The following is a 24,300-nucleotide window of genomic DNA, read 5'->3' on the forward strand; positions in this document are numbered from 1 at the left end:
TCGTTCTTCTTGGTCGTTGAACCAACTACCGGAGACCTCTTCGTTCAACGATCACCGACACGCCCCACACATGATCTTTCGAAACACGGCCTAGACAAGTCCGATCCTCCCAGTTCAGGGCACTTTTCTTATGTGAACGATCAGGTCGGCTCAAATCCGCCGTGAAAGCCGCAGGTTAGGGGCCCACGACCAACCGAGCGGCTCGCCGGTACAGACGCGTTCGACCGGCAGGGCGAGCACGACGAAACAGCGATGGCGCATCAGGTCACGTGGATGCGGTGTATGGGGCTGGGGATAATGGTGGGCCATGTGCGGCCGGTGGCGCTCACCCCTCGGACACCAACGGATAACCCATGAGGTCCTGGTCGCTGATAGCGGTGGCCAGGGCTTTTTGCTTGCCGGGGTGGTAGGTCAGCCTCAGACCCGGAACCCTGTAGATCTTGGGGTTACGGACCACGTCGGCCGCGCCCAGCAAGGCGTGCCTGTTGCTCGGCGCGGCTGGGCGGGCTTGCGCCTTCGAGCGGTGACCCCGGAAATGCGGTGACCCTTCCGGATCACCGTCTTGCCGGCTGTCGTGTCATGCCGGGAAATGCGGTGAACCGGGAACCCGGCCCGGCTCGTACAGCGACCTGACCGTCGGGCCGCCTGCCCGGGCGATCACGTGGGCGATCTCCAGGTCCGGGCCGATCAGCAGGAGGTGCGCGTCGCCGCCCTGCGGATGCGGCCCTTGCGTGCCTGGAGCCCCAGGGCCCGTGCGGGGTTGGTGGTGACGAACGACAGAGCCTGGGGCAGGGGCAGCCCGTATGACCGGACGAGTTCCACCACGGCGTCCCACAGCCAGGTGAGGCTCTTCTCGTAGGCACCGCGGGTCCCATCCGGCAGGGTCATCGGGACGCTCGCGTTTCCGTCGCTGGTCATGGTCACCAGGTCGGAGTCGGCCCCGGCCTCCAGCGTCCGGACGATCGCCTCGGCCACCGGGACCGCGCTGGGGTGTCCGAACGCGGGGGTCAGGATCGGGTTGACGTCGATGTACCCGCCGAGCCGGGCGATTTGTTGTGCGGCGCGCGCTGACGGAGTCGATCAACGGCTACGGCCGGCTGATCGACGCCGTCACCGAGTACGCGGCCAAGCTCTCCACGAGAGAGATCGCCGTACCGAACCCCTTCAACCCGGCTGTGCTGACGCCTCCTCTCACCGAGCCGGACCCGGTGTCCCTCACCAGAAGGACGTTCCGCGCCCCACCACCTCAACCCCAGCGGCGTGCCGCGGTTCGGCGGGAGGAACCGCCCCATGTGATCGCCAGGGCGTGCCGGCGTCGGCCCGGCACGCCCTCAGGCGGTCTGCTGGACCTCGTACGTGACGTAGTAGTAGGAGGACTCGATCTCCGACTTGGCGAGCTTGGCGATCGACCCGGCGCCCGCCTCCGACTCGAGGACGGTGATCGAACCCAGCAGATCGTTGTCGGAGATGTCGTCGAAGTCCCAGAGCGAGATGTTCTGCGAGAACTGCACCGGCACGTCGACGTTCGGAGTCTGGGTCTGGTCCGCCTGCATCTCCACGGTGGTGTGGTCCGGCGGCCAGATGGACTCGTCCAGGTGTCCCGACGTGGTGGTCGTGATGAAGAAGTCGTCCGGATCCGAGCGTGCGGAGTCGATGGCGCTCACCACATGGGGCAGCCCTTTGATGAAGTCCGCCAGCGCGCCCCCGTCCAATTCGCTCAGCAATTTCACCGGAGCCAGGTCGGCCAGGCCCTCGACGACGCCGGTATCCGTTCCCGTCGCATGACGCAGGCACCACACCTGCTGGATTCTCGCGGTCGCGGTCATGTTCCCCCCTGCACTCGTCGCCGCCTTCGGCAGCATGCACGATGGATCGGCGATTTCGAAGGTGGTACTGAAGGTGAATTCCCGCAGGTTTCCCAGGCCGCATGAAGAAAGATGTCCGGGCGACGGCCATGCGTATTCATGACAAATCTATCGAGCACCCCCGGTGAGGCAACCATGCGGGCGCAAAGCCGCACACAACATCCGGGCGCTCCGGAGAAAGGAGCTGCACCGGCCGGATGGTCTGTGCGGGCGTCACATCGATGCCGAGGAGCGTGCGGGTCCCGGCGAAAGCCCCGGCATCGTCGCAACGCCTCAGCGCATCATCGCCTGCAAGGCCAACTCGACGGCGTCGACCAGGGGGTCGCCCTGGGTGCCGGGGCGGCGTACGAGGCCGAGTTCGATGTCCGGCAGCGGCGGGAGGATGGGTGCGGGCACCACCATCAGGTCGGTGCTGACATTCGCCGGGAGGAAGGCGCTCACTCCGAGCCCGGCCCGGACCGCGGCGTGCACGCCGGCCAGTCCGGTGCTCTCAAAGGTCACCCGCCAGTGGCGGCCGGCCTGGTCCAGGGCTTCCAGGAGCGCGGTCCGCCAGCGGCAGGGCTGGGAGAACAACACCAGGGGCAGCGGGTCGGCCTGCAGGTCGATGTCCGGGCCGGACACCCAGACGAGTGGGTGCCGTACCGACCAGCGAGGGGATTCGCTCAGGTAGCCGACGTCGGTCAAGGCGAGCTGGATGCGGCGTTCGTCCAGCGCGTCGCGGATCCGGGGCCCGGAGAGGATCATGACTTCGAGGGTGACCTCGGGATGCAGGCGGGCGAAGTCCGCGAGCAACTGGGGAATGCGGGCGACCGCCAGGTCTTCGAGTATCCCGATCCCGCAGTGTCCGGTGAGCGCCTCCGAGGTGCTGGCGAGGGCCTGCGCGGACAGGGCGATGATGCGCTCGGCGTACGGCATCAGGGCTTCACCGGCCCTGGTCGGCGATACTCCGGAGGAGGCGCGGTGGAGCAGTTGCTGGCCCACCGCGCGTTCGAGGCGGCGCAGTTGCTGGCTGACCCCGGGCTGGGTGTGACCGAGAGCCGAGGCCGCGCGGCTGATGCTGCCGGCCCGGATCGTGGTGACGAAAGCCCTGAGCAGCACGACATCCAGATCGGCACCCATAAGAGTTCATTATGGCCCTTCCAATCAATTGCCGTCTTCCTTAGAGCTTGTCCGCTGACCTAGCGTGACGCCGTCACCTGGCGTTCCGGCCGGCCCGACCGGCCCGGACAAGCGAAGGGCAGTGAATGACGGACAGTGGCGTACGGGGGGCCACTCCCATGGACGACCTGGCGGAGAAGTATCTCGCGGAGCACCTGGCGCTCGACCCGATCCTGGCCACCGAGCTCGGCGTGCCCGGGCACCGGACACGGCTCCCGGACTTCTCCCCGGACGGGCTGAGCGAGATCTCCGCGCTGCGCCGCCGCACGCTGGCGGCGCTCGGCGAGACCCTGCCGCAGGACGCGACCGATCAGGTCACCGCGGCGGCGCTGCGCGAGCGGCTCCAGGCAGCCGAGGATCTGCGGGAGACCGGGGCCGAGGAGTCCCATCTCAACAACCTCAACAGCCCGCTCCAGCGGATCCGGCTGGCTTTCGACCTCATGGCGACCGGGACGGACGAGGACTGGGCCGCCGTGGCCACCCGGCTCGCCGCGGTGCCGGCGGCGCTGGACGGTTACACGGCGGCCCTGTGGCACGCCGCCCGGCGCGGCGACCCGATCGCGCGGCGCCAGATCGCGGTGGGCGTCACCCAGTGCTCGGCCATCGCCGCCGACGACGGGACCTTCGCCACCCTGGCGCTCCAGGCACGCCGGGCGCACGAGGCGGACGGCCTCCCGCGCGGCATCCTGGACGAGGTCGAGCGGCGCGCCCGCGCGGCGCGGAACGCCTACGCCGGGGTGGCGGACTTCCTGGCCCGCGACCTGGACGGCAGGGCCGTCGACCTGGACGGCGTGGGCTGGGACAGGTACGCCCGGTACGCGCGGCTGAGTCTCGGCATGCCGATCGACGTCGAGGAGACGTACGCCTGGGGCCTGGCCGAGCTGCGCCGGATCGGCGCGGAGATGGCCGAGGTCGCCGGGCGGATCGTGCCGGGCGGCTCGGTCCAGGAGGCGATGGCGGCCCTGGACGCCGACCCGGCGCGCCGGCTCGACGGGACCGGCGCCCTGCTGAAGTGGCTGCGGCGCACCTGTGACGAGGCCGTCGCCGCGCTGGCGGACAAGCACTTCGACATCCCCGAGCCGGTACGGGAGATCGACTGCGTCGTCGTCCCGACCGGTGGCGGCATCTACTACACCGGCCCCAGCGACGATCTTTCCCGGCCGGGACGCGTCTGGTGGGGGGTGTCGCCGGAGGCGAGCGCGTTCTCGACGTGGCGGGAGGTGAGCACCGTCTACCACGAGGGCGTGCCGGGGCACCATCTCCAGGTCGCCCAGACCGCCCTGCGCCGCGACTCGCTCAACACCTGGCGGCGGCTCGCGGCCTGGGTGGACGGCCACGGGGAGGGCTGGGGGCTGTACGCCGAACGGCTGATGGCCGAGCTGGGCTTCCTCGACGACCCCGGCGACCGCCTGGGCATGCTCGCCAGCCAGGCGTTCCGCGCCGCCCGCGTGGTCATCGACGTCGGCTTCCACTGCGGGCTCCCGGCTCCGGACGAGGCCGGGGGCGGATCATGGACGTACGAGCGAGCCCGGCGGCTGCTGACCGCCCACTCCACCAAGAGCGCGGAGCGGGTGCGGTTCGAGATCGATCGCTATCTGGGCCTGCCCGCGCAGGCTTCCTCGTACAAGATGGGCGAGCGGGCCTGGCTGGATCTGCGCGAGGCGGTGCGGGCCCGCGCCGGCGCCGCGTTCGACCTCGCGTCCTTCCACCGTGAGGCGTTGGATCTCGGCAGCGTCGGCCTGGACGTCCTGCGCGCCGCGATGCTCGGCGACCTTTCCGGCCCGCGCGAGCGCGCCGGCCGCCCCTCGACGGGAGAAGTCACGTGACCGACCTGCGGCGCGGCACCCTGTACGGGGCCGCCGCCTACACCATGTGGGGCCTGTATCCCCTCTACTGGCCGTTGCTGAAGCCCTCGGATCCGACGGAGATCCTGGCGCACCGGGTCGTCTGGTCGCTGCTGGTCGTCGCCGCGATCCTGGCGCTCCGCCGGCACGGCTGGTCGTGGGCCGCCGAGCTGATCAGGCAGCCGGGGAAGCTGCTGCTGCTCGGCCTGGCCGCCGTGATCATCTCGGTGAACTGGGGGACCTACATCTACGCGGTCAACACCGGGCGGGTGGTGGAAGGCGCGCTCGGCTACTTCATCAACCCGCTGGTCAGCGTGTCCTTCGGGGTGCTCCTGCTGAAGGAACGGCTGCGCCGGGCCCAGTGGGCCGCCGTCGGGCTCGGCGGGATCGCCGTGGTCCTGCTGACCGTCGACTACGGCCGCCCGCCGTGGATCGCCCTCTGCCTGGCCTTCAGCTTCGCCTTCTACGCGCTGGTCAAGAAGCGGGCCAAGGTGGGCGCGGCGGAGAGCCTGGCGGTGGAGACGCTGGTCCTCTTCGCGCCCGCCTTGGCCTACGTCTTCTTCCTCCACCAGGAGGGGTCGGCGACGTTCGGCCTGCACGGGCCGGCACACGCGGCACTGCTGGCGGGCGCCGGCCTGGTCACCGCCGCACCGCTGCTCAGCTTCACCGCGGGCGCGATCAGGGTGCCGCTCAGCACGCTGGGCATGCTGCAGTACATCGCTCCGGTTCTGCAGTTCCTGTGCGGGGTGCTGATCGCCAAGGAGGCCATGCCGCCGAGTCGCTGGCTGGGGTTCTCCATCGTGTGGCTCGCGCTGGTGGTCTTCACCGCGGACAGCATCAGACAGGCGCGGCTCACGCGTCAGCCCGGTGTCAGGAACGCCCGCGGTGACCTCACCCGCACCTGAACGGCCAGGGGTCAGCGCAGGGCCGCGACGACCTCCAGCTCGACCGGTGCGCCTGCGGGCAGCGCGACGGCGCCCAGGGCGAGCCGGCTGTGCCGGGCCGGCGCGAACGCGATGTCGAACACCTGCGACGCGCCGTCGGCGATCACGGCGTGCCGCCGGAACGCGGGCGGGCAGGCGATGTGCACGGTCAGCCGGACCACGCCCGCCACCGCCTCCAGGCCGAACCCCTCGTGGATGACGGCCAGCGCGTTGAGCGCGGCCACCACTGCGGCGGAGTGACCCGCGACGAGGTCGAGCTCCTCTCCGACCCGGCCCGTCGCGATGGGTGTCCCCTGGCGGAGCGGGAGCATGCCGCTGAGGTAGAGCAGGCCGTGCGCGTGGATGACCGGCACGTACGAGCCCAGCGGCGCGGGCGCCTCGGGCAGGAAGAGGCCCGCGTCGTGCAGGCGCTTCAGCGGGCCGGTCATCGGACGCTGTAGATCCGGTAGTCGACGTGTTCGAGTGACAGCTCGTTCACCGCCACGGTGACCGTGGAGTTCAGCCAGGCGTAGCTGTCCGCGCCGGTCTCGAACAGCGGCGCCGAGCGGGCGTGCATCTGGTCCCAGGCGATCGTCCCGCCGTTCATGAACCGGTCGACCGTCGCGGCCGGGAGGGCGGCACGGCCGGTGGAGGTCAGATACACCAGCTCGCCGTCGTGCGTGAGGATCGTCGCCCGGACGTCCAGCCGGGCGACCCCGTCCGTGCCGACGGTGATCCAGTCGCCGCCCCCGGGCAGGAACTCGCCGCGCAGACGGAGACCCTCGACGGTCCCGTGGCTGATGGTCGCGATGAACCGGGTGGCCGCCGGGGTGGTGAGCATCCGCATCGACGTGAACCTGATGGCGAAGTCGCAGAGGTGGTCCATCGGGACGACGGTGTCGGCGGGGTCGGTTTCGAGCAGGGTCACGGGTTCTCCTGGGCTTGCCGGTGATCTCTCCTGCGACCCGAGACGAGACGGCCGCGCCGCCTGTGACATCGGCCCGCCCGCGCGTTTCTCCAGGCGGCCTGACTGGAGAAACGCGCGGGCTGATGACCTTGTGCTGGACCCAGCCGCTGTACGGCATCGCCGAAGCTGCCGGCTACCTCGCGATCCCCTCCTCGACCTTCACCACTTGGGCCTTCGGCTGCCAACGCCGTCAGCCCGACGGCCGTGCTGTCCGTGCCAAGCCGGTCATCACTGCCATCCGGGCGGAGCGGCCGAACGAGGCGTCCGTGCCGTTCATCGGTCGACGGATACGCCGAAGTGATCACCCTTCCGCAATACCGCGTGGCCGAGGTCACGATAGATGCCGCCACGCCTTCGGCCGGCCCCGATTCGCCCGCGGGGGCGCCAAGATCGAGGACGCGATCGACCTGGGCCGGGCCGGAGAGCCCGTCGACGTCGTAGCAGAGGAGTACGGGCTCACCCGCGACGAGATCGAGGATGTCCTGCGTGTCGCCACCCGAACAGCCGCGTAGGTTCTTCGTCGATCGCAGTCTCGGCCGGGTCGCCGTCCCCAACTGCTACGCGAAGCCGGGTGGGACCTGATCACCCTGGCCGAACACTACGGCGTCCACCAGGACGAGACCATCGAAGACACCCGCTGGATAGAGGACAGCGCCAAGCTGGGCTGGGCCGTTCTCATGAAGGACAAACGCATCCGCTACCGGCAAGCGGAGATCGACGCCGTCGTCGAGCACCACGCCCGCTGCTTCGTCAGCACCCGCGGCGATCTCACTTCCGCCGCCTACGCGGCGCGCTTCATTACCAACCAACAGACGATTTTCGCCGCAGCGGACGATCCAGGCCCCTTCATCCGCGCTGTCCACACGACCGTCTGGAGCGGGTGTATCCCCCACACCCTGACAGCTAATGAACGATCGGAGTGACGATCATCCCCGCCGGCATGTTCTCCCACCCGAGTGAGGCGATGGTCAGGTCCGGCGGCGGCCCTTGAGGAACAGGAGTGTGCCGACCGGGGTGAACACCAGGCCCAGGGCGCCGGTGATCACCGGGCCGAGGTATGCGGACCAGAACGAGGCGATCTGCGCGTCGGACGGGTCGGCCGGGTCGTAGGCGACGGGGACGCTCTCGCCCTTGGCGTAGGCCGGTGGGTTGTTGCCGGTGGAGCTCTCGAACGAGTACTGCCTGCCGCCGGCGGTGAACTCGACGGTCGGATACCAGGTGGTGCTGCGGCGGAGGTAGCCGTCGGAGTTGCGGGTCGTGCTGGTGCGGGCGGTCAGCTCGACCACGGTCCCGTCGGTGCGCTCGGCCGAGGCCAGGAAACTCGCCGTGGAGACGGCCAGGACGATGGTGACGCAGAGCAGGACCAGGCCGGCGAGCGCGAAGATGCCGCCGACGAGGGTGGGGAGCCGTCCGTTGTGCATGGGACGAGTGTGCCCGATGCTCAGGACGGCTCCCCAGCCACGGTGGGTCTGGATCCACGCCGGCACCGCGAACATCTTGAGACGGCGGCCGGGATCTTCGCCACGGCCAGCGCCCCCGCCTGGCATGCCAAGGCCGTGGCCGCGCTCGCGGCACACCAGGAGGGTACGGGGGTGTCAAGGATGCTCCGCCCGCTCCGACGTACTCACGGGAGGCACCCCGACGCGAAGGAGCGGACATGTCACGGAACATCGAGACCGTCACCACCTACCTGGACGGTTTCCGCAAGAACGATCACGAGCAGATCCTGTCCTGCCTGACCGACGACATCGAGTGGACCGTCTTCGGCGCCTTCCACCTGACCGGCAAGGACGCCTACGACCAGGCCATCGACGGCCCGCCCGAGTTCCTCGACCCTCCTCGTCTGGAGGTGGTGCGCATGGTCGAGCAGGACGACGTCGTCATGGCGGAGCTCACCGGGACGGTGCGGCGGGCGGCGGGCGGCGAGATGCGCTTGTCCATGGCCGAGGTGTTCGTCATGCGCGACGGCAGGATCGCCGAGCGGCGGGCCTGGGTCGTCGAGCTGAAGGAGAACGACCACCGCTGACCGGAAGAGTGCCCGTCAGGCGATCCGGGGGGCGAGCTCGGCGAGCCTGGGGACGACGACCTCGCGCCACCCCGGCCCCATGCGGTCGTGGGCGTCGCGGTCGCGCTTGTCGTCCAGATCGAAGCCGGAGTGTTCGAGCAGGAGGCGGGTGCCTGCGCCCTCGGGCACGAGCTGCCAGGCCAGGGTCCAGTTGCCGTTGAAGGTGTAGACGAGCCGTTCCGCCGGCTTGGAGTCGATCACCTTGCAGGGCACGGACCCGAAGCCCGGCATCTCCAGGTGGAACTCGTGCCCCGGCTCCGCGGCGACGTCGCCCGGCGCCCACCACTGGGCGTGCAGGTCGGGCTCGGTAAGGGCGCGCCACACCTTCGCCGGTGGGGCGGCGATGAACTGGTCCACCGAGATCGAGCTGGTTCCGCGCGTGCTGGTGGTCATGGTTCGTCCTCACTGTCGTGGGTTTCGAGCAGGTCGGCCAGGGTGCGCAGGCGGTCGCGCCAGTAGCGTTCGAACGGATGCAGCCATGCGTCGACCTGCGCCAAGGGGGCGGGCGCGAGGTGGTAGAGCCGCTGCCGGCCCACCGCCTCGTCCCGGACGAGCCCCGCCCGGCGGAGGAGCTGGAGATGTTCGGCGACGGCCGGCCTGCTCAGGTCGAACTGGGCGGCCAGGTCGCCGGCGGTCCTCGGCCCGTCGCGCAGCAGCTCCAGGAGCCGGCGGCGCGCGGGGTTCGCCAGGGCGGAGAAGACGTCTTCGGACACCACCAGACAATATGTCGGACTTCTCCGACATGTCAAGGATTTCCGACGCTTCACGTACCAGAAGGCTCCAGGACAGACGTGAGCGGCACCGCCGAGGCGGTGCCGCTCACTCGGGCGTCACTGGAGGATCTTGACGTCGTCCACGCCCGCTTCCACCAGGCTCGCGGTCGACAGGTCCGCCGCCTCGACCAGCACGCGCACGCTCTGACCCGCGAAGGCGGACACGTCGACGGTCGCCGACGCCCAGGCCCCGTCACGGTCGACGGCCGCACCGAGCTGCTGGAACACGGTGCTCGTCGTGGTCCCGACCACCCTGACCCGCAGGTAGTCGGCGCTGGAGGAGTTGCTGCCGTGCGCGAGATACCAGGAGAACGACAGCTTCGGCGACCCGGCGGGCAGCGTGATCGGCGGTGACTGGATGGACGTCACGCCCCCGTCGATGTCGTGCACGCCGGCCGACGAACCGGCCAGCCGCCCGGTGACCAGGTCGTTGACGCCGCTGACCGTGGTGCCGAGCTGCTTGGCGCCGCTGGAGGTGGTGGACTCGGGGTCGCCCCGCTCCCACAGGCCGCTGGTGGCGGTGCCCGTCACCCGGGTCCACCCCCGGTCGGTCTCGAAGTCGTCCGACCAGACCACGACGGGCGGCACGGCGGTGCTGATCGTCCAGACCGCGTGGGCCACCGCGTCGGCGTTGCGGTCGAGCGCCGTGTCGTTGATGTTGGCCGTCGTGTCGCACGAGCGGTGGTAGCAGACGTCGAAGGCCTGTCCGGCGGTGCCTCCCCAGAGCTGCGCCTGGGCGCTGGACTTGACGCCCTCCGCGCCGGTGAAGGTGCCGCCCGCCGGGATGCCGCGGGAGATGAACGGGCCGTAGTCCGAGCGGCCGTCGAAGTCGGTGCCGCGCGTGGGCACGCCGATCGAGGTGAAGTAGTCCTGGAGCACCCTTTCCAGCTCGGCGGACCCGGCGGGGCCCGGACCGGAGCCGACGCCGTCGGAGTTGTCGCCGTCGTAGACGAAGTAACCGGCGTTGGGCGAGCCCACCATGTCGAAGTTGAGATAGCCCTTGATCCTCGCCCGCTCGGTCGCGGACAGGTTGGTGACGTAGAACTGCGAGCCGCGCAGCCCCAGCTCCTCCGCGCCCCACCAGGCGAAGCGCAGGTGCTTGGTGGGCTGGAGGGCCTGGCGGGAGACCTCGAGCGCGGTCTCCAGGATCGCGGCGCTGCCCGAGCCGTTGTCGTTGATCCCGGGGCCCGCCGTCACGCTGTCGAGGTGGGCGCCGATCATGAGGATGTCGTCGGGGTTGCCGCCCGGCCAGTCGGCGATCACGTTGTAGCCGGTCGCGCCGTTGTAGGTGAACGACTGCAGGGTCGTGGTGAAGCCGGCGGCGTCGAGCCGGCCGCGCACGTAGTTCGCGGACGCGAGGTAGCCGGGCCGGCCGTGGGCGCGGTTGCCGCCGTTGGCGCTCGCGATGGACTGGAACTGGGCCAGGTGGGCCTTGACGTTGGCCAGCGGGAGGTCGGGCGCGGCGAGCGCCGTGGTGGCGGCCTGCGCCGACGCGCCGGTGAGTGCGCAGGCCACGGCAAGGGTCACGGTGGTGAGTACGGCGAGCAGACGTGATCTCATGCCATTCCTCTGGGGTCGTGAGGAGCAGGGTGAGAGCGTGCGGCAGGTCGGTGCCGCGCGAGGCGCCTCCATCGGATCGACGGGACGGGACAATCCCCCGGGATGGTGCTGCAAGGAACGTAATGTCACAGAGGGGTGTCGCCTAGGCCCGAACTCATACGGGCGTTCCATATTTCCTATGACCCCGCCTGATGCGGCAGAGCTTCGTCAGGAAGGACTTCGCCATCGACGACTGGATCGCCCCGGGGGCCCGCGGCTGATCACCCGTGCGTGGCCGGGGGGCCGAATCTAGAATCGTGATGATGAGGCCGCGCCGATTATCGCCGTCCGCGTTCGCCCGCCTGCTCCGCAAACACACCCGTGGTCCGTTCCGGCTGGCCGGTGCCCGGATCACCGGTGACCTCGACCTGGCCAGGCTCGACGTCGACTTCGACGTCGAGCTCAGGGAGTGCCTGATCGACGGGGCGCTGATCCTCGACGGCCTCACCGGCAAGAGCGTCGAGGTGGTACGGACCCGGGCGCGGACCGTCCGGGCGTCGCGGGTCAAGCTCTTCGGAGGTCTCAGCCTGGCGGAAACCCGGATCGGCTCCGTGAACGGCGTCACGAAGCCGCTCCCCGGGCTGTGGGGCGAGGGCGTGGACGAGGCCGTGGCGCCGCACCGGGTGACACACCACGGCGCCGCGCCGGCCCTGCTCGACCTGAGCGGCGCCGACGTCGCGGGCGACCTGGACCTGCGCGAGGCGCGGATCGCCGCCGCGGACCAATGGTCGCTGTTCGCCGCCAACCTGCGGGTGGGCGGGTCGGTCAGAGGCACCCGGATGGTCGCCTCCGGCGCGCTCTACCTGCGGGAGATACGGGTGGACGGCGCGGTGGACCTGTCGGGCGCGCAGATCGGCGGTCTGGACGCGACCGGCGCCCGGATCAACGGCAGCGTCCACGCCGACTGGGGGTTCACCTCCCCGGGCCAGGTCCGGCTGCGCGGCACCGTCGCCAACGGCACCGTGACCTTCCACGACGCCGTACTCGGCCCAGGCGGACTGCACCTCGCCGGGCTGCGCGCGCCGCGGCTGCGGCTGGACTTCCGTCAGCCGCTGCCGGGCCGGATCATGTTACGAGACGTCGAGGTCGACTCCCTGGTGGACGCCCAGGAGTCGTGGCCGGTCAGGCTGGACCTGGAGGGGTTCACGTACCGGAGGATCAGCCGGCTCGGGGTCCGGGAAAGACTGAAATGGCTGGCGCTCGACCCGCACCTGGGGCCGGGAGCGTTCGAGCAGCTCGCGCTCTTCTACGGGCGCATCGGCGACGAAGGCGCGGCCCGTCTGGTGCGGCGGGCCAGGCAGCGGCACATACGGGCCCACGACAAGCTCCCGGCCAAGGCCTGGGGGGTGATCCAGAACGTCCTCTTCGGCTACGGCTACGCTCCCGGGCGGGCGCTCGCCTGGCTGCTGCTCCTGGTCACGGCCGGGTCGCTCTGGTTCGGCGCCCGGCCACCCCGACCAGCCAGGAAGGACGGGCCGAACTGGGACGCCGTCCTCTACGCGCTCGACCTGATCGTCCCGTTCGCCAACCTCGGACAACGCAACGCCTGGGACCCGTGCGGCGTCGACCGGGCGGTGGCCGTGGGGTTGATCCTTTCCGGGTGGCTCCTGGCCACGGCCGTGATCGCGGGCATCGGACGCGTGCTCAACCGCGGCTGACCGCTCGTTCGGAGTCGTCGACGGTGACATGGATGGACAACCGGGGCGGCGGCGACGTGCACGCTCCCCCGCCGGAGGCTTTTTCATCGGACAGGCCCGGCATGAGGGTCTTGATCTGCTGCAGCACCTCATTGAAGGTTCTCCAGTAGTTGCGGATAGCTTTGATGCCCTCGGAGGTGCCCGGGTCCACATGCCGCACCATTAGTTCGAGCGTTCCTATCTCCTCCTTGAGATCTGTCAAGCATTGATCCAGGGCGATCCTGTTCGGTGGATCATGCTGCTTCTGCTCCTGGATCTCGTCGCAGAGGGACGTGGCGAGCGTGATGATCCCGGCCCGGTTCTTCTCATGGAACATGGTGTCCGGTCGGTCCATCAGCTCGATGAGCTCGTCCAAGGGTCGCTTGTCGGACACCTCACTGGCGCTCGATCAGTTTGATCAGCACATTGCGATACATGTCCGCGTCCTTCGCGATCATGGCTACCCGTTGGGGAGAGGCTTCCGGATCACCGCCTTCTTGCACCAGGATGCGGAGCTTCCTGAAGTACGACGTGATCGCCTTCGAGTGTCCGTCGACGGGGGGCGGCGGCCCCTCCAGAAGGGCCGCGAGCTCTTCCGCGCTTACCGCGAAGGTGCGCCACGACCGCGGATCGAAAAAGGTCCTTTTGAGTACGGTCGACAGATCGTCCCAATCTGTCCCGGCTGAGAACTCCGCGCGCTCGGCCACCACCTGGTGCGGCTTCACCTCGACGGCCTCCCCGTCCGGCAGGCGGATGTCCATGGAGCGCAGGACCGCTTCCGTGGCCTTCCCCGCGAGTTGGACGTACCACCACCAGGTGTCGCGCTTCAGCGTGTGCAGGCGCACGGGGAACATCAGCGCGCACGCCACCAGGGAGAGCCTGCGCCGCATCCGCCAGAGATCGCCCCTCCCCCCACCGCCCCCGCCGGCGGCCGCGTTCTCGTAGGCCTCCACCAGGTGCCGGCGATCGGGGTGGACCGGCTTTCCGGCGCCTTCCTCGCCGACGAGAAGGTCGATGAGCGCGTGCTTCTCGGCGGCTCCCAGGTCCGGCAGGTCCCAGTCGAGCATCGTCAGCAACAGGTGCAGGGGGTCGCGGGACAGCGGCGCCTCGCTGCTGTACCGGTCGAGGTCGATCAGCACGAAGTCCACGGACTCGCCGGCGAGCTGGACGAGGACGTTGCCCGGGTGCAGGTCTCCGTGGGCCGGGCCGTACCACGTGCTGACGGGCGGGCCGGTCAGCGTCATCAGCTGGAAGGGGTTGGGCAGCTTGCCGCCCCCGGGCCCGACGGTGATCCAGCGCCGGGCCGGGTCGAGCAGTTTGCGGCGGGTGGCCCATTGATGGATCTTCCCGCCCGGCTGGATGCGGACCCCGAGGTCGGCTTCCATGGCTTCACGCGGCGTCACTCGCTGATGATCCGGCTGAGTCTGGTTCCAGGGGACGGTGATGCGCCTGGTGATCTCTTCCAGCAGTGCGGCGCGGCGGTGGGGAGGAAGGTCTCGCGAAAGCGGCCCCCAGCGTTCGAGATCATCTTTTACGATCTTGTGGAAGGAGAGGGTGCCGAGGCTCTCCAGCACGAAGCTGGTCGCATGCTCCGCCAGATGACGGCGGAACTCGCCCGCCTCACGCCGGGCGTCGTTCTTTCCCTGCTTTCCACCGGCCCGGATGCCGGGGTCGGGATCGAACTTGACGATGAGCTGCTGCGTGCCCGTCCTCGTCACCAGGTCGTCGATGGTCGCCGCCACGACCGTGGCTCCGCTGACGCCGCCCCTCTGCAGTTCCCGGGTGAGGTGCAGGGGGTGCGCCGTGCCCAGCAACGTCGCGAGCCCCTTCGCGACCTCGGCGCCCAGCACCTCGCCGGGGTCCAGGGGGAGCCGTGAGAGATCCGCCATATCCGCCTCCGCCCCAAGCGTCGCACCGGCACGGGGCGTTGCCTAGCGGCGGAACCCGGGCAGGCGGCTCGGCCTTCTCGCGGACAACCCCGCCGCCTGCCCGGCGACGCCCAGATCCACGGCGGGCGCGTTCCTCCCGGTGTCAGGGCCGGTTGTTCTTGCCGTCGAGCCACAGTGTGTCGGACTCGTCCCGGTGAGTGCCGGTGGTGCCGACGTGCTTCGAGCCGATCCCCGGGCCCTTCTTGATCACGTGGACCAGCGCCATCGCGTGCCCGCGACCGAGATCGTAGTCCTGCTTGAGCCATTCGACGATCGTGCCCGTCTTGACGGACGGGTCGTCGTACCCGCGTTCCTTGGCGAGCTCGATGAACGCACGAGGCGTCAGCCCGGTCTTGTCCTCGATGTTGTCCAAGTACGCCTGAAAAGACATGGGGTTCTCCTTGCCGATCATGGAACGTGCGGCCCGCCCCGGCCTCCTCCATCTTCGGAACGGCGTCGCCCCGGCACCAGAGCAAACTGGGTTCCCGGCACGGCGTTACCGGCGATACCGTTACCGGCAACGCCGTTGCCTGCTTGATCCGGCGAGGGGGATCGCACTGAACGAGAGCCGTGAGCTGCTGGGCCAGTTCCTCCGCGAACGCCGCGCCAGGATCACCCTCGGCCAGGCGGGGCTCCCTCCGCGACGGTCACGCCGCGGCCCGACCCTCACGCAGGAGGACGTGGCCTACCTCACGGGCTACTCGATCCGCACGATCAGTGCGCTGGAGCAGGGTGCCGACCATCGCCCCACCCCGGAGCTGCTGGAGGCCATCGCGTCGGCGCTCCAGCTGAGCCAGGACGAGCGCAGCATCCTGTGGTATCTCGCGAACGGCACCCCGCCGCCGGAGCCCGACGGCGCCGCCGGGCCCGACCCGGCCCTGCACCGCCTGGTGCGGGCCCTCGAACCGCATCCGGCCTACGTGACCGACGGGCTGTGGAACGTCCAGAGCCAGAACTCCGCCTTCGCCCGGTGGATCTGCGACTTCACCGCGATGCCCGGCGGCGAGCGCACGATCCTGCACTGGTTCTTCCTGCACGAGCACTCCAGACACGTCATGGTCGACTGGGAGCGCGAGGCGGCGGCGCTGCTGTCGCTGGTCCGCGGCCGGGCGATGCGGTCGCCGCGCGGCCCCGAGCTCCTGGCCGTGGTGGACGATCTGCGCGACCGGAGCCCGGACGCCGAACGCCTCTGGGCGGGCGGCACCGATCTGCTCGTGCAGGGACCGTCCAGGCCGATGCTCTTCCGTGAGCCGGGCTTCACCGACCCGGGCCGGCCCGACGAGGCGGACCATCACGTCCGGTTGACCATCACCACGCTCGCCCCGGTGCGCGCCGGAGACAATCACCGCGTGCTGGCCTTCCTGCTGCCCGACGACTACCGCGGGGGCGCCGCTCCGGCCGGGGAGTGCGACGCCTGTCTGCGGGCCGACGTCCCGGACCGGCTCGGAATGCGCCGCTGACCGCACCCTTGGCGCACCGTACATGAGTATTGTTCGGATTTTGGTCGCCCATCCTGCCCGATAGATCCACAGATATCTCGCCATCTATGCAAGAGAACAGATAGGGTCCCATTTCGGAATGCCGACGGGGAATGCATGAGAATCGGCCTTGTAACGCCATACGTGTCGTAGCTCCGGCGTTTCCCTGAGGTCAACGCTTTCGAGTGGCGACGTCCGATGGGAGATCCCGAGCCTCATGACGGCCCGTGGTGACGCACCGCAGTCTCCGTTACCGCTGACGGCCGCGGCCTCGAAATGGGCCGCGCACGTGTGGTGGATGGCCCTGCTCGCCGGGGCGCTCGGCTTCGCGTTCGTCTGGCTCGTCACCCCGCACGGGCGGGAGATCGGCGCCGCCTGGGAACTCGGCGCGAAACTGGTCGCCTACGCCTTCCTGTGCTGCGCGATCGCGTTCTTCCCCTGGGTGTCACCGAGGATGCACTGGCTGTTGTACATCCCGTTCGTGTTCTTCACCGGATACGTCATCCCGCGTATCAGCTATTTCTACTACGGGGACGTCGAACGCCTTCAGGGTGACAGCTTCTACACCCATCTTTACCTGCTGCTCTATCCCGGGCTCGTGCTCACCGTCGCCGCCGCCTACCGGATCGGCGGCGGCAGCCCGGGGCGCTGCCTGAAGATCGCGATCAGCGGCATCGTCATCGTGTTCTCCGGGCTCCTCGACATCATGTGGCAGCTCGTCAACCCGGTCGAGATCCCCGACCTGATCGACGCGCCGCACATCAACGTGATCACCGGCGGGCCGATCCCGTTCGGCGGGGCCGTCCTGTTCACGCTGGCCCACGTGCCGATCGTGGTCGGGATCAACCTGCTCCCGCTGGACCGCTGGATCTCCCGCCTGCTGGGCACCCCGGCGGGCCGTCACTGAGGAGGCGAAGCTGGACACCCACGACGTGCCGCCGGCCGTCCGCATCTCCGTGGCGGCGCCCGCCTACAACGAGGCGGCGAACATCGCCGCGGCGGTGACCGAATGGCGGGACTACCTGGCAGGGCACCCGGCGATCGACGCCTGGGAGATCGTCGTGTGCGACGACGGCAGCACCGACGGCACCGGCGCGATCCTCGCCGGACTCCGGGAAACCTGCCCCGAGCTGGTCGTCGTCGGCTTCGGACGCAACCGCGGCGCCGGGGCCGCCATCGCCGAGGCCATCGCGCGCACCCGGCTGGACTGGGTCGTGCTGCTCGACTCCGACGGCCAGTTCCCGATCGCCAACCTCGACGCGTTCCTGGAGCGCGTACGGGCCGGGGAGTCGGACGCCTTCTCCGGCGCCCGGATCAGGAAGGCCGACGGCCTCGCGTACCGGTGGGGCTCGGCCGCCAGCGGCGCGGTCAGCAACCTCACCCACGGCACCCGGTACCGCGACTACAACTCGATCTTCAAGGTGGTACGCGGCCCGCTGCTGCGCTCCCTGCCCCTGGAGTCCGGCGGGATGAACTGCTCGACCGAGATCACCGCCAGGATCGCGGAGCTCGGCCGCACCTGGGTGGAGATCCCGATCGAGCACCGGGAACGCGGCGGCGGGGCCCGCGGGTGGCGGTTCTGGCGCGGCGCGCGTGACCGGGCCCTGTTCGTGGGCTACCTCGCCTATCGCCGCTGGCTGTTACGCCGGGGCGTGCTCCGCCTCCCGGAGGTGCCCGCGACCAGCGCGGAACCGGAGCGGGTCCGGTGAGCGGCCGCACCGCCGTCACCCTCTTCAGCGGCGGGCGTGGCGGGGCCAGCATCGCGCGCGGCCTGCTGCGCACCCCCGGCGTCGACCTCACGCTGGTGATCAACGGCTACGACAACGGGCGGTCCACCGGGGCGCTCCGCCGCTACCTCCCCGGGATGCTCGGCCCCTCGGACTTCCGCAAGAACCTCCTGATCCACCTCGACGACCGCGACCCGCTCCGCTCGGTCCTGGAACGCCGGCTCGCCGCCGGGACCACCCCCGCGGAGCTGACCGACCTGGCCGGGCTGCCCCCGGGGGTGCGCGCCGCGGTCGCCCGGGACCTGGACGTCTTCCTGCGCCGGTTCGACAGCCGTTCCTGCGGGTTCGACCTGACCGACTGCGCGCTGGGCAACCTCGTGTTCGCCGGCGCGTACCTCCGGCTGGGCGAGGACTTCAACGCCGCCGTACGCGCCTGCGCCCGGACGTTCGGGTCACCCGCCGCGCTGGTGAACGTGACCAACGGCGAGAACGCCTTCCTGGTCGCGCTCAAGCAGGACGGACGGCTCCTCGCCGACGAGGCCGACATCGTCGCGCCGCAGGACGCCGCCGCGATCACCGACCTGTTCCTGCTGCGCGAGCCGGTCACCCCGGAGCTGCGGGCCCAGCTGGCGGGCGGACCGGCCGAGGAGGCGCGGCGGGTCCTGGCGGGCCTGCGGGCCGAGGTCTCGCTGAACCCGGAGGCCGCGAACGCGATCAGGGACGCCGACCTCATCCTGTACGGGCCGGGCACGCCGCACTCGTCGCTGCTGCCCAGCTACCTGACCCCGGGGATCGCGGACGCGATCGCGGAGAGCCGGGCCGCGGCCAAGGTGTTCGTCGTCAACACCCGCGACGACCACGACGTCCAAGGGCTGAGCGCGCCCGACCTGGTCAGCCGCACCTTGTCCTATCTCGGCGACCCGGGCAACGAGCGCGGCACCGTCACCCACGTGCTCAGCCACCGCTCCCCCGAGGCGCCCCGAGTGCCGTCCGAGATCCTCGACGGCGGCGTCTGGGCCGGAGCCCGGTGGGTGACCGCCGACCTGGCGGACGCCGAACGGCCCGGCGTCCACTGCGGGCCGCGCACCGTGCGCACCCTGACCGGGATCGCCGACGAGGCAGCCCTCGCGAGGGCCCGATGAGCGTGGCGGCGGTGGTCGGGGGGCGGCGGGTGTGGCTCTGCGACCTTGACGGAACGCTCGTGGACAGCGCTTCCGTGCACGCGGCCGCGTTCCGCGCCGCGCTGGCGGAGCACGCGCCGTCGCTGCTCGGCGGCTTCCGGTACGACGCGCACGCCGGGGCGACCACCCGCGAGGTGATCGCCGGTCTGGGCGCGGACGGGGACCTCGCCGAACGGCTGGTTCACCGCAAGCAACGGCTCTACCGGGAGTACGTGGCGGCGGGCCGGGTGCCGGTGTTCCCCGGCGCCCGGCGGCTGCTCGACCGCCTGACCACCGACGGGCGCACGGCCTACCTGGTGACCAGCGGCAGCAGGGGATCGGTGGAGCGGGTGCTGGCCGCCTGCTCGCTGGCGGGCTACTTCGGCGGCGTGCTCACCGGGGACGACGTCCCGTCGGGCAAGCCGGACCCGGCGTTCTACCGGCACGCCTGCGAGCGGTGGGCCGTCGACCCCGGCGACGCCGTGGCTTTGGAGGACTCCGGGCACGGTGTGGCCTCCGCCGTCGGCGCCGGACTGGTGACGTTGCAGGTCAACGCGGCGGAACCGGCGCCGGGCGCGACTCAGGTGCGGGATCTGGACGAGATCGTGGACTTCCTCGACGGGGGCGTGAGCGGAAGTGAGTGACCAGCGCGTCTGCGCGGTGATCCCGGCGGCCGGGAGCGGGACCAGGCTCGGCCTCGGCGTCCCGAAGATCATGCTGGAGATCGCCGACGGCGTCACCGTGTGGCACCTGCTGCACCGGCGGCTGAGCCCCTGGGTGGAGCACGTGCACGTGATCGTCTCCCCGGCGGGGGAGGTCCCGTTCCGCCGCCTCGCCGCCGGCGAGATCGAGCGCGGCGCGGTCTCGGTGAGCGTCCAGGCGCGGCCGACCGGCATGGGCGACGCGATCTTCGGAGCCGTCGCGCACTGGGAGGGATACGACCGGATCCTGGTGGTCTGGGGCGACCAGGTGAACCTGTCCTCGGCGACCGTGCGGGACGTGGTGGCGGCAGCCCACGAGGGCCTCACCCTGCCGCTGGTGCCGATGCCAGAGCCGTACGTCGAGTACGAGCTGGACGGACCGGCCCTGGTCAGGGTGCGGATGTCCCGCGAGGGGGACGAGTGCCGGCCCGGCGGGCTCAGCGACGTCGGCGTGTTCTGCCTCGGCGCCGACGGGCTGCCGGACGCGTGGGCGGGTTACCTGATCGACGCCCCGCCCGGCGCGGCCACCGGCGAGGTCAACTTCCTGCCGTTCCTGCCGTACCTGTCGCGGGTCCGCGGCCTGCCGGTGACCGTGGTGCCGGTCGCCGACCCCGTCGAGGCCCGGGGCATCAACACCGCGGACGACCTCGACTTCGCCCGCCGGGCGTTCCAGCGGTGCCCGGACTAGCCCGGCCGCGCCGCTGCCACGTCGTCTGCACCGAGATCCCGCCGGGCGTCGTCGGCGGCCTGGGACGGTACGCCGAGCGGCTGTTCCCCGCCCTGCGCGACCGCGACGTGCCGATCGAGGTGTTCGGCGCGGTCGGACGGGACGCGCCGGCGCGGACCGAACGGACCGGCGGCGTCACGCTGCACCGGCTGCGCACGGCCGGGCAGTCAGGGCCGCCTCAGGGGGCTGTCGGGGCGCTGGTGAGGATCGCCGGGCTGGTGGCCTTCAACGTGCGGGTCGCGGCCCGGATCCTGCGGGCGCGGTCCGGCGCGGTCGTGGCGGTGCACGACTGGATGGGCTGCCTCGCCGGGATCCTGTGCCGGCTGCTCGGCCGGGTGCCGGTGGTGTTCCACGTGCACACCTGTGAGCACAACACCGCCCCGGGGGCCCGCCGGACACTCGTGACGGCGGGCATCACCGCGCTGGAGAACGCGCAGGCCCGGCTGGCGGACCTGATCGTGGTGCCCGGCGCGGGCATGCGCGACGAGCTCGTGGCCAGGGGCTGGCCGCGGGACCGGCTGCGGGTCGTGCCGCACGGCTTCGAGGATCCCGAGCTGGTGCGGCTGGCCGGGCTGTCCGTCGACGACCGTGACCGGATCCGTGCCGAGGTCAGGGCCCGCTATCTGCCCGGCGGGGCCGGGCGGCTGGTCGTCTTCGCCGGTCGCCTGTCACCGCACAAGGGCGCGCACACCCTGGTCAAGGCGGCGCCGGAGCTGCTCCGTGGGCGCGACGACCTGCGGATCGTGCTCATCGGCAGCGGCGACGACGCGGAGACGGCCCGGCTGATCGAGCGGGAGGGCGTCGGCCGGCACGTGGTCGCCGGGTACCGGTTCCTGGCCGCGCCCGAGGTGTTCGCGCACTTCCTGGCCGCCGACGTGTGCGCGTTCCCCTCGACGTACGAGCCGTTCGGGCTGGTCGCCGTGGAGGCGATGGCGCTGGGGCGGCCGGTCGTGGTGGGGCCGGGCTACTCGCCGGAGGTGGCCGGGGACGGGGCGGTCCGCTGCCGTACCGGATCGCCGGGAGAGCTGGCGGCGGCCCTGGCGCGCTGCCTGGACGACCCGGAGCACGCGGCCGGGCTCGCCCGGCGCGGCGCCGCGCACGTCCGCGCGCGGTACTCGTGGACGCGTACGGCCGAGGCCACGCTCGCAGCGTACGCGGAGGTGGCGCGGTGACGTCGGCCCCGGGCGACGGCGGGATCGGCCCAGGCGGGGTCGGCGGCTCACGCGGGGTCGGCGGGTGGGTGGCCAGGCTGGTCGGCGGGCGGGGCTGGGCCGTGTGGCCCACGCTGGTGAGCATCGCCGCCAGCGGCACGGCGGCGGGGACCACGCTCGTCATCGCCTGGGGCATCGGCGCCGCCGCGTTCGGCCGGTTCACGCTGGTGCTGACGATCGCGCTGATCGTCACCGTCGGCATGCTGCTCAACCTGAACTACGTCATGTTCCAGGAGCTGCCGAGGGCGGACCCGCGGGACCGGCCGGCCCTGGTGACGACGGCGCTGTTCACGACGCTGGCGCTGGGCGGCGGCCTGGTCGTCGCCGGCCTGCTGGCCTCCCCGCTGCTGACCCGCCTGCTCGGCGTCGACGTCCGTACGCTCTGCTTCGCGCTGGCGCTGGCCCTGTCGATGACGGTGAACCAGCTGACCGAGAGCTTCCTGCGCGGCCTGAAGAGGTTCGGGTTCGTGGCGGGGCTCAAGCTCGCCGTCGCCGCCGTCTACCTGGCCGCGGCGGCCTGGTGCCTGCTGGTGGCCGGCATCCGGGACGCCGAGGTCTACCTGGTCGCGCTGATCGTCACGAACGTCGTCTTCGCCCTGGTGGCCGTGGCGGGCTTCGACGTCGTCCCGCGCTCCTGGTCGGCGGCGCTGGCGCGCTCGCTGCTGCGGCACGGCGCCTACATGAGCGTCATCGCCGCCTTCACCGCCGTGCTGTTCGGGGCGGACATGATCTTCCTGAACCACTGGGCCACCGGCGGCGACGTCGGCGTGTACTCCGTCTACAACGGCTTCCCGAAGCGGCTGCTCGGCGTGGTGTTCACCGAAGGCGTCGGCCTGGTGCTGCTGCCCGTGCTGGCGACCGCCGACAAGGTCGCCGCGCTGCGGCGGATCGGCCGTCTCGCGCCGGCGCTCGCCGCCGCCACCGCCGTCTTCTCCTTCGCCGCGAGCGCGGTGTTCTTCCTGGTGCTGCGCGCGGAGTATCCGTACGAGCCCGGCCTGATGGCGTTGTCGGCGGTGGGGATCGGCGTCCACACGGTGTTCAACCTGTATCTCTTCGCCCTGTCGATGGACGGGGTGCGGGGCGCGAAGGTGCTCATCGCCTGCCTGGCCGTCGGGTCGCCCGCCGCGCTCGCCCTGCAGGCGGGGTTCATCTCCTGGCAGGGCCTGACCGGCGGCCTGGTGGCGTTCGCCCTGACCAATGTCGTCCTGGTCGCCGTGGTGGCCGTCGCCGCGGCCCGGGTGTACCGAGCGCGTCCAACGGAGGTCGAACGGTGAGGGTCGTGCACGTCATCAACCAGTTCCCGCCCAACATCACGGCGGGACTCGGCCGCTACATCGAGGAGATCACCCCGCATCTCGCCGCCGACCTGCGGCAGGCCGTGTTCACGCTGAACGACGGGAGCCTGCCGGTGCACGAGCGGCGGGCCGGCGTCACCGTCTACCGGCCGCGAGGCGCGACCGGCCGGCGCCGGCTCAACCGTACGCGCCGGGCCGAGTTCCTCCTGCTCGCGGTGAACGTCGTGGTGAACAACTGGCGGTACTTCCTGCGGCTGCGCCGGCTGGCCCCGGGAGAGCGGCCCGACCTGGTCGCCGTGCACGACTCGACGAACTTCCTGGCCGCCCTGCTGTGCCACTACGTGCTGCGGCTGCCGGTCGTCTTCCACGTGCACACCACCGAGTACGGGGTCGCGCCGCAGCGCAGCATCACCGACCCGATCGGCGTCTTCGCCGCCCTGGAACGGTGGCTGGCCAGGATCGCCCGCCGGGTCGTGGTCGCCACCCCGGAGGTGCGCGAGCAGCTCGTCGCCGCCGGGTGGAACGGGGACACGATCGACGTGGTCTGCCTGGGCGGCACGTTCGAGCGGCGGCTCGCCGGGGTCGACCGGGCCGCGCTCCGCTCCGGCGCCGCCGCGCTGCGGGCCCGGCTCGGCCTCGCGGAGGGCGATCCGGTGCTGCTCTTCGTCGGCCGCCTCGAACGGCAGAAGGGCGTCTACCAGCTGCTGGAGGCGATGGAGAAGATCGCCGTCGCGCTCCCCCGGCTCCGGCTGGTGATCGTCGGCGAGGGTGACGAGGCCGGGGTGGCGCGGATCGTGGCGGAGGCGGGGCTGGACGGGCGCGTCCTCACCTCCGGCGGGTTCGTCGACGGCCCGGCGCTGCTGGAGTACTACGAGCTCGCCGACGTCTGCGTCTTCCCCTCGCTGTTCGAGCCGTTCGGCCTGGTGGCGACCGAGGCCATGGCGCTGTCCAGGCCGACGGTCCTCGGGCCCGGGTTCTCGCGGATCTTCCTCGGCGACCCGGCCGACCCCGCCGTGCGGTACGCGCGGGACGCCGGGCCCGACGCCATCGCCGACGCGGTGATCGACCTCGTGAACGACCCGGCGGCCCGCCGCGCGCTCGCCGAGAGCGGGGAACGGTTCGTCAGGGAGCGGCTGAGCTGGGCCAGGGCGGCACGGGAGACGGTCGAGGTCTACCGGACCGCGCTCCGGCGCGGGTAGAGAA

26 protein-coding genes and 1 pseudogene are annotated in these 24,300 nt (G+C 71.1%); 15 read left to right on the top strand and 12 right to left on the bottom strand.

The features are described from left to right. Positions 1-687: 687 nt before the first annotated feature. The 3 genes and pseudogenes from ACGFI7_RS34625 to ACGFI7_RS34635 all read right to left on the bottom strand — a co-directional run. Positions 688-1,053: pseudogene (locus ACGFI7_RS34625) on the bottom strand (amidohydrolase family protein); the annotation flags it as partial. Between the two features lie 278 nt (positions 1,054-1,331). Next, positions 1,332-1,826 (bottom strand): hypothetical protein, encoded by a 495-nt coding sequence (locus ACGFI7_RS34630; protein WP_393412181.1) that lies wholly within the window; start codon positions 1,824-1,826, stop codon positions 1,332-1,334. 312 nt (positions 1,827-2,138) lie between these two features. Continuing rightward, on the bottom strand, positions 2,139-2,984 hold the full coding sequence (locus ACGFI7_RS34635) for a LysR substrate-binding domain-containing protein (RefSeq protein ID WP_393412182.1): 846 nt from the start codon (positions 2,982-2,984) through the stop codon (positions 2,139-2,141). A 125-nt stretch (positions 2,985-3,109) separates the two neighbouring features. On the opposite strand from ACGFI7_RS34635, the gene ACGFI7_RS34640 reads away from it, so the two are divergent. Together ACGFI7_RS34640 and rarD are read left to right on the top strand one after the other, a co-directional pair. Continuing rightward, positions 3,110-4,849, top strand: coding sequence for a DUF885 domain-containing protein (locus ACGFI7_RS34640; RefSeq protein ID WP_393412183.1), 1,740 nt, complete (start codon positions 3,110-3,112; stop codon positions 4,847-4,849). Beyond that, on the top strand, positions 4,846-5,772 hold the full coding sequence (gene rarD, locus ACGFI7_RS34645; protein WP_393412184.1) for an EamA family transporter RarD: 927 nt from the start codon (positions 4,846-4,848) through the stop codon (positions 5,770-5,772). Before ACGFI7_RS34640 ends, rarD begins: the two co-directional genes overlap by 4 nt. Before the next feature lie 11 nt (positions 5,773-5,783). Here rarD and ACGFI7_RS34650 read toward each other — a convergent pair whose 3' ends face one another. Both ACGFI7_RS34650 and ACGFI7_RS34655 read right to left on the bottom strand, forming a co-directional pair. Continuing rightward, the gene (locus ACGFI7_RS34650) at positions 5,784-6,239 is read right to left on the bottom strand and encodes a RidA family protein (protein ID WP_393412185.1); all 456 of its coding nucleotides are present in this window, start codon (positions 6,237-6,239) and stop codon (positions 5,784-5,786) included. Beyond that, complete coding sequence (locus ACGFI7_RS34655) at positions 6,236-6,718, bottom strand: DUF3237 domain-containing protein (protein WP_393412186.1); 483 nt, start codon at positions 6,716-6,718, stop codon at positions 6,236-6,238. Before ACGFI7_RS34655 ends, ACGFI7_RS34650 begins: the two co-directional genes overlap by 4 nt. Before the next feature lie 122 nt (positions 6,719-6,840). Here ACGFI7_RS34655 and ACGFI7_RS34660 point away from each other — a divergent pair, with 122 nt between their 5' ends. Beyond that, positions 6,841-7,269 carry a hypothetical protein gene (locus ACGFI7_RS34660; RefSeq protein ID WP_393412187.1) on the top strand — a complete coding sequence of 143 codons (429 nt, stop codon included), beginning with the start codon at positions 6,841-6,843 and terminating at the stop codon, positions 7,267-7,269. Between the two features lie 42 nt (positions 7,270-7,311). Beyond that, positions 7,312-7,680, top strand: a complete 369-nt coding sequence (locus ACGFI7_RS34665; protein WP_393412858.1) for a hypothetical protein — start codon at positions 7,312-7,314, stop codon at positions 7,678-7,680. A gap of 45 nt (positions 7,681-7,725) precedes the next feature. Here ACGFI7_RS34665 and ACGFI7_RS34670 read toward each other — a convergent pair whose 3' ends face one another. Next, the gene (locus tag ACGFI7_RS34670) at positions 7,726-8,178 is read right to left on the bottom strand and encodes a DUF3592 domain-containing protein (protein WP_393412189.1); all 453 of its coding nucleotides are present in this window, start codon (positions 8,176-8,178) and stop codon (positions 7,726-7,728) included. A 236-nt stretch (positions 8,179-8,414) separates the two neighbouring features. Between ACGFI7_RS34670 and ACGFI7_RS34675 the strand changes: the two genes are divergently transcribed. Next, complete coding sequence (locus tag ACGFI7_RS34675; RefSeq protein WP_393412191.1) at positions 8,415-8,783, top strand: nuclear transport factor 2 family protein; 369 nt, start codon at positions 8,415-8,417, stop codon at positions 8,781-8,783. A gap of 15 nt (positions 8,784-8,798) precedes the next feature. On the opposite strand, the gene ACGFI7_RS34680 is transcribed toward ACGFI7_RS34675, so the two are convergent. The 3 genes from ACGFI7_RS34680 to ACGFI7_RS34690 form a co-directional block, all read right to left on the bottom strand. Then, positions 8,799-9,215, bottom strand: a complete 417-nt coding sequence (locus tag ACGFI7_RS34680; protein WP_393412193.1) for an SRPBCC domain-containing protein — start codon at positions 9,213-9,215, stop codon at positions 8,799-8,801. Continuing rightward, positions 9,212-9,535: an ArsR/SmtB family transcription factor gene (locus ACGFI7_RS34685; protein WP_393412195.1), complete on the bottom strand. Its 324-nt coding sequence runs from the start codon at positions 9,533-9,535 to the stop codon at positions 9,212-9,214. The genes ACGFI7_RS34680 and ACGFI7_RS34685 overlap by 4 nt, the downstream gene beginning before the upstream one ends. Positions 9,536-9,652: 117 nt before the next feature. Further along, entirely contained in the window at positions 9,653-11,155 is a 1,503-nt protein-coding gene (locus tag ACGFI7_RS34690; protein WP_393412197.1) for a M28 family peptidase, read from the bottom strand. Positions 11,156-11,454: 299 nt separating this feature from the next. On the opposite strand from ACGFI7_RS34690, the gene ACGFI7_RS34695 reads away from it, so the two are divergent. Further along, the gene (locus tag ACGFI7_RS34695) at positions 11,455-12,852 is read left to right on the top strand and encodes a hypothetical protein (RefSeq protein WP_393412199.1); all 1,398 of its coding nucleotides are present in this window, start codon (positions 11,455-11,457) and stop codon (positions 12,850-12,852) included. On the opposite strand, the gene ACGFI7_RS34700 is transcribed toward ACGFI7_RS34695, so the two are convergent. The 3 genes from ACGFI7_RS34700 to ACGFI7_RS34710 form a co-directional block, all read right to left on the bottom strand. Next, positions 12,839-13,246 (bottom strand): hypothetical protein, encoded by a 408-nt coding sequence (locus ACGFI7_RS34700; RefSeq protein WP_393412201.1) that lies wholly within the window; start codon positions 13,244-13,246, stop codon positions 12,839-12,841. The genes ACGFI7_RS34695 and ACGFI7_RS34700 overlap by 14 nt on opposite strands. Before the next feature lie 19 nt (positions 13,247-13,265). Then, positions 13,266-14,759, bottom strand: a complete 1,494-nt coding sequence (locus ACGFI7_RS34705) for a hypothetical protein (protein ID WP_393412203.1) — start codon at positions 14,757-14,759, stop codon at positions 13,266-13,268. Between the two features lie 142 nt (positions 14,760-14,901). After that, a complete protein-coding gene (locus ACGFI7_RS34710) occupies positions 14,902-15,189 on the bottom strand; it encodes a DUF4287 domain-containing protein (protein ID WP_393412205.1) in 288 nt (95 codons plus the stop codon). Positions 15,190-15,208: 19 nt separating this feature from the next. Between ACGFI7_RS34710 and ACGFI7_RS34715 the strand changes: the two genes are divergently transcribed. From ACGFI7_RS34715 to ACGFI7_RS34755, 9 genes are all read left to right on the top strand, one after another. After that, positions 15,209-16,258 carry a helix-turn-helix domain-containing protein gene (locus ACGFI7_RS34715; protein WP_393412207.1) on the top strand — a complete coding sequence of 350 codons (1,050 nt, stop codon included), beginning with the start codon at positions 15,209-15,211 and terminating at the stop codon, positions 16,256-16,258. Between the two features lie 235 nt (positions 16,259-16,493). After that, on the top strand, positions 16,494-17,183 hold the full coding sequence (locus ACGFI7_RS34720; RefSeq protein ID WP_393412209.1) for a hypothetical protein: 690 nt from the start codon (positions 16,494-16,496) through the stop codon (positions 17,181-17,183). A 25-nt stretch (positions 17,184-17,208) separates the two neighbouring features. After that, positions 17,209-17,985, top strand: coding sequence for a glycosyltransferase family 2 protein (locus ACGFI7_RS34725; RefSeq protein WP_393412211.1), 777 nt, complete (start codon positions 17,209-17,211; stop codon positions 17,983-17,985). Beyond that, a complete protein-coding gene (locus ACGFI7_RS34730) occupies positions 17,982-19,145 on the top strand; it encodes a 2-phospho-L-lactate transferase CofD family protein (protein ID WP_393412213.1) in 1,164 nt (387 codons plus the stop codon). Before ACGFI7_RS34725 ends, ACGFI7_RS34730 begins: the two co-directional genes overlap by 4 nt. Further along, on the top strand, positions 19,142-19,807 hold the full coding sequence (locus tag ACGFI7_RS34735) for an HAD family hydrolase (RefSeq protein WP_393412215.1): 666 nt from the start codon (positions 19,142-19,144) through the stop codon (positions 19,805-19,807). Before ACGFI7_RS34730 ends, ACGFI7_RS34735 begins: the two co-directional genes overlap by 4 nt. Further along, positions 19,800-20,552 (top strand): NTP transferase domain-containing protein, encoded by a 753-nt coding sequence (locus tag ACGFI7_RS34740; protein ID WP_393412217.1) that lies wholly within the window; start codon positions 19,800-19,802, stop codon positions 20,550-20,552. Before ACGFI7_RS34735 ends, ACGFI7_RS34740 begins: the two co-directional genes overlap by 8 nt. Further along, positions 20,540-21,763 (top strand): glycosyltransferase family 4 protein, encoded by a 1,224-nt coding sequence (locus ACGFI7_RS34745; RefSeq protein WP_393412219.1) that lies wholly within the window; start codon positions 20,540-20,542, stop codon positions 21,761-21,763. Before ACGFI7_RS34740 ends, ACGFI7_RS34745 begins: the two co-directional genes overlap by 13 nt. After that, entirely contained in the window at positions 21,760-23,076 is a 1,317-nt protein-coding gene (locus ACGFI7_RS34750) for a lipopolysaccharide biosynthesis protein (protein WP_393412221.1), read from the top strand. The genes ACGFI7_RS34745 and ACGFI7_RS34750 overlap by 4 nt, the downstream gene beginning before the upstream one ends. After that, positions 23,073-24,296, top strand: a complete 1,224-nt coding sequence (locus tag ACGFI7_RS34755; RefSeq protein WP_393412223.1) for a glycosyltransferase family 4 protein — start codon at positions 23,073-23,075, stop codon at positions 24,294-24,296. Before ACGFI7_RS34750 ends, ACGFI7_RS34755 begins: the two co-directional genes overlap by 4 nt. Positions 24,297-24,300 lie beyond the last annotated feature (4 nt).

It is taken from the genome of Nonomuraea sp. NPDC048826 (assembly GCF_043198225.1).
GTDB lineage: Bacteria > Actinomycetota > Actinomycetes > Streptosporangiales > Streptosporangiaceae > Nonomuraea.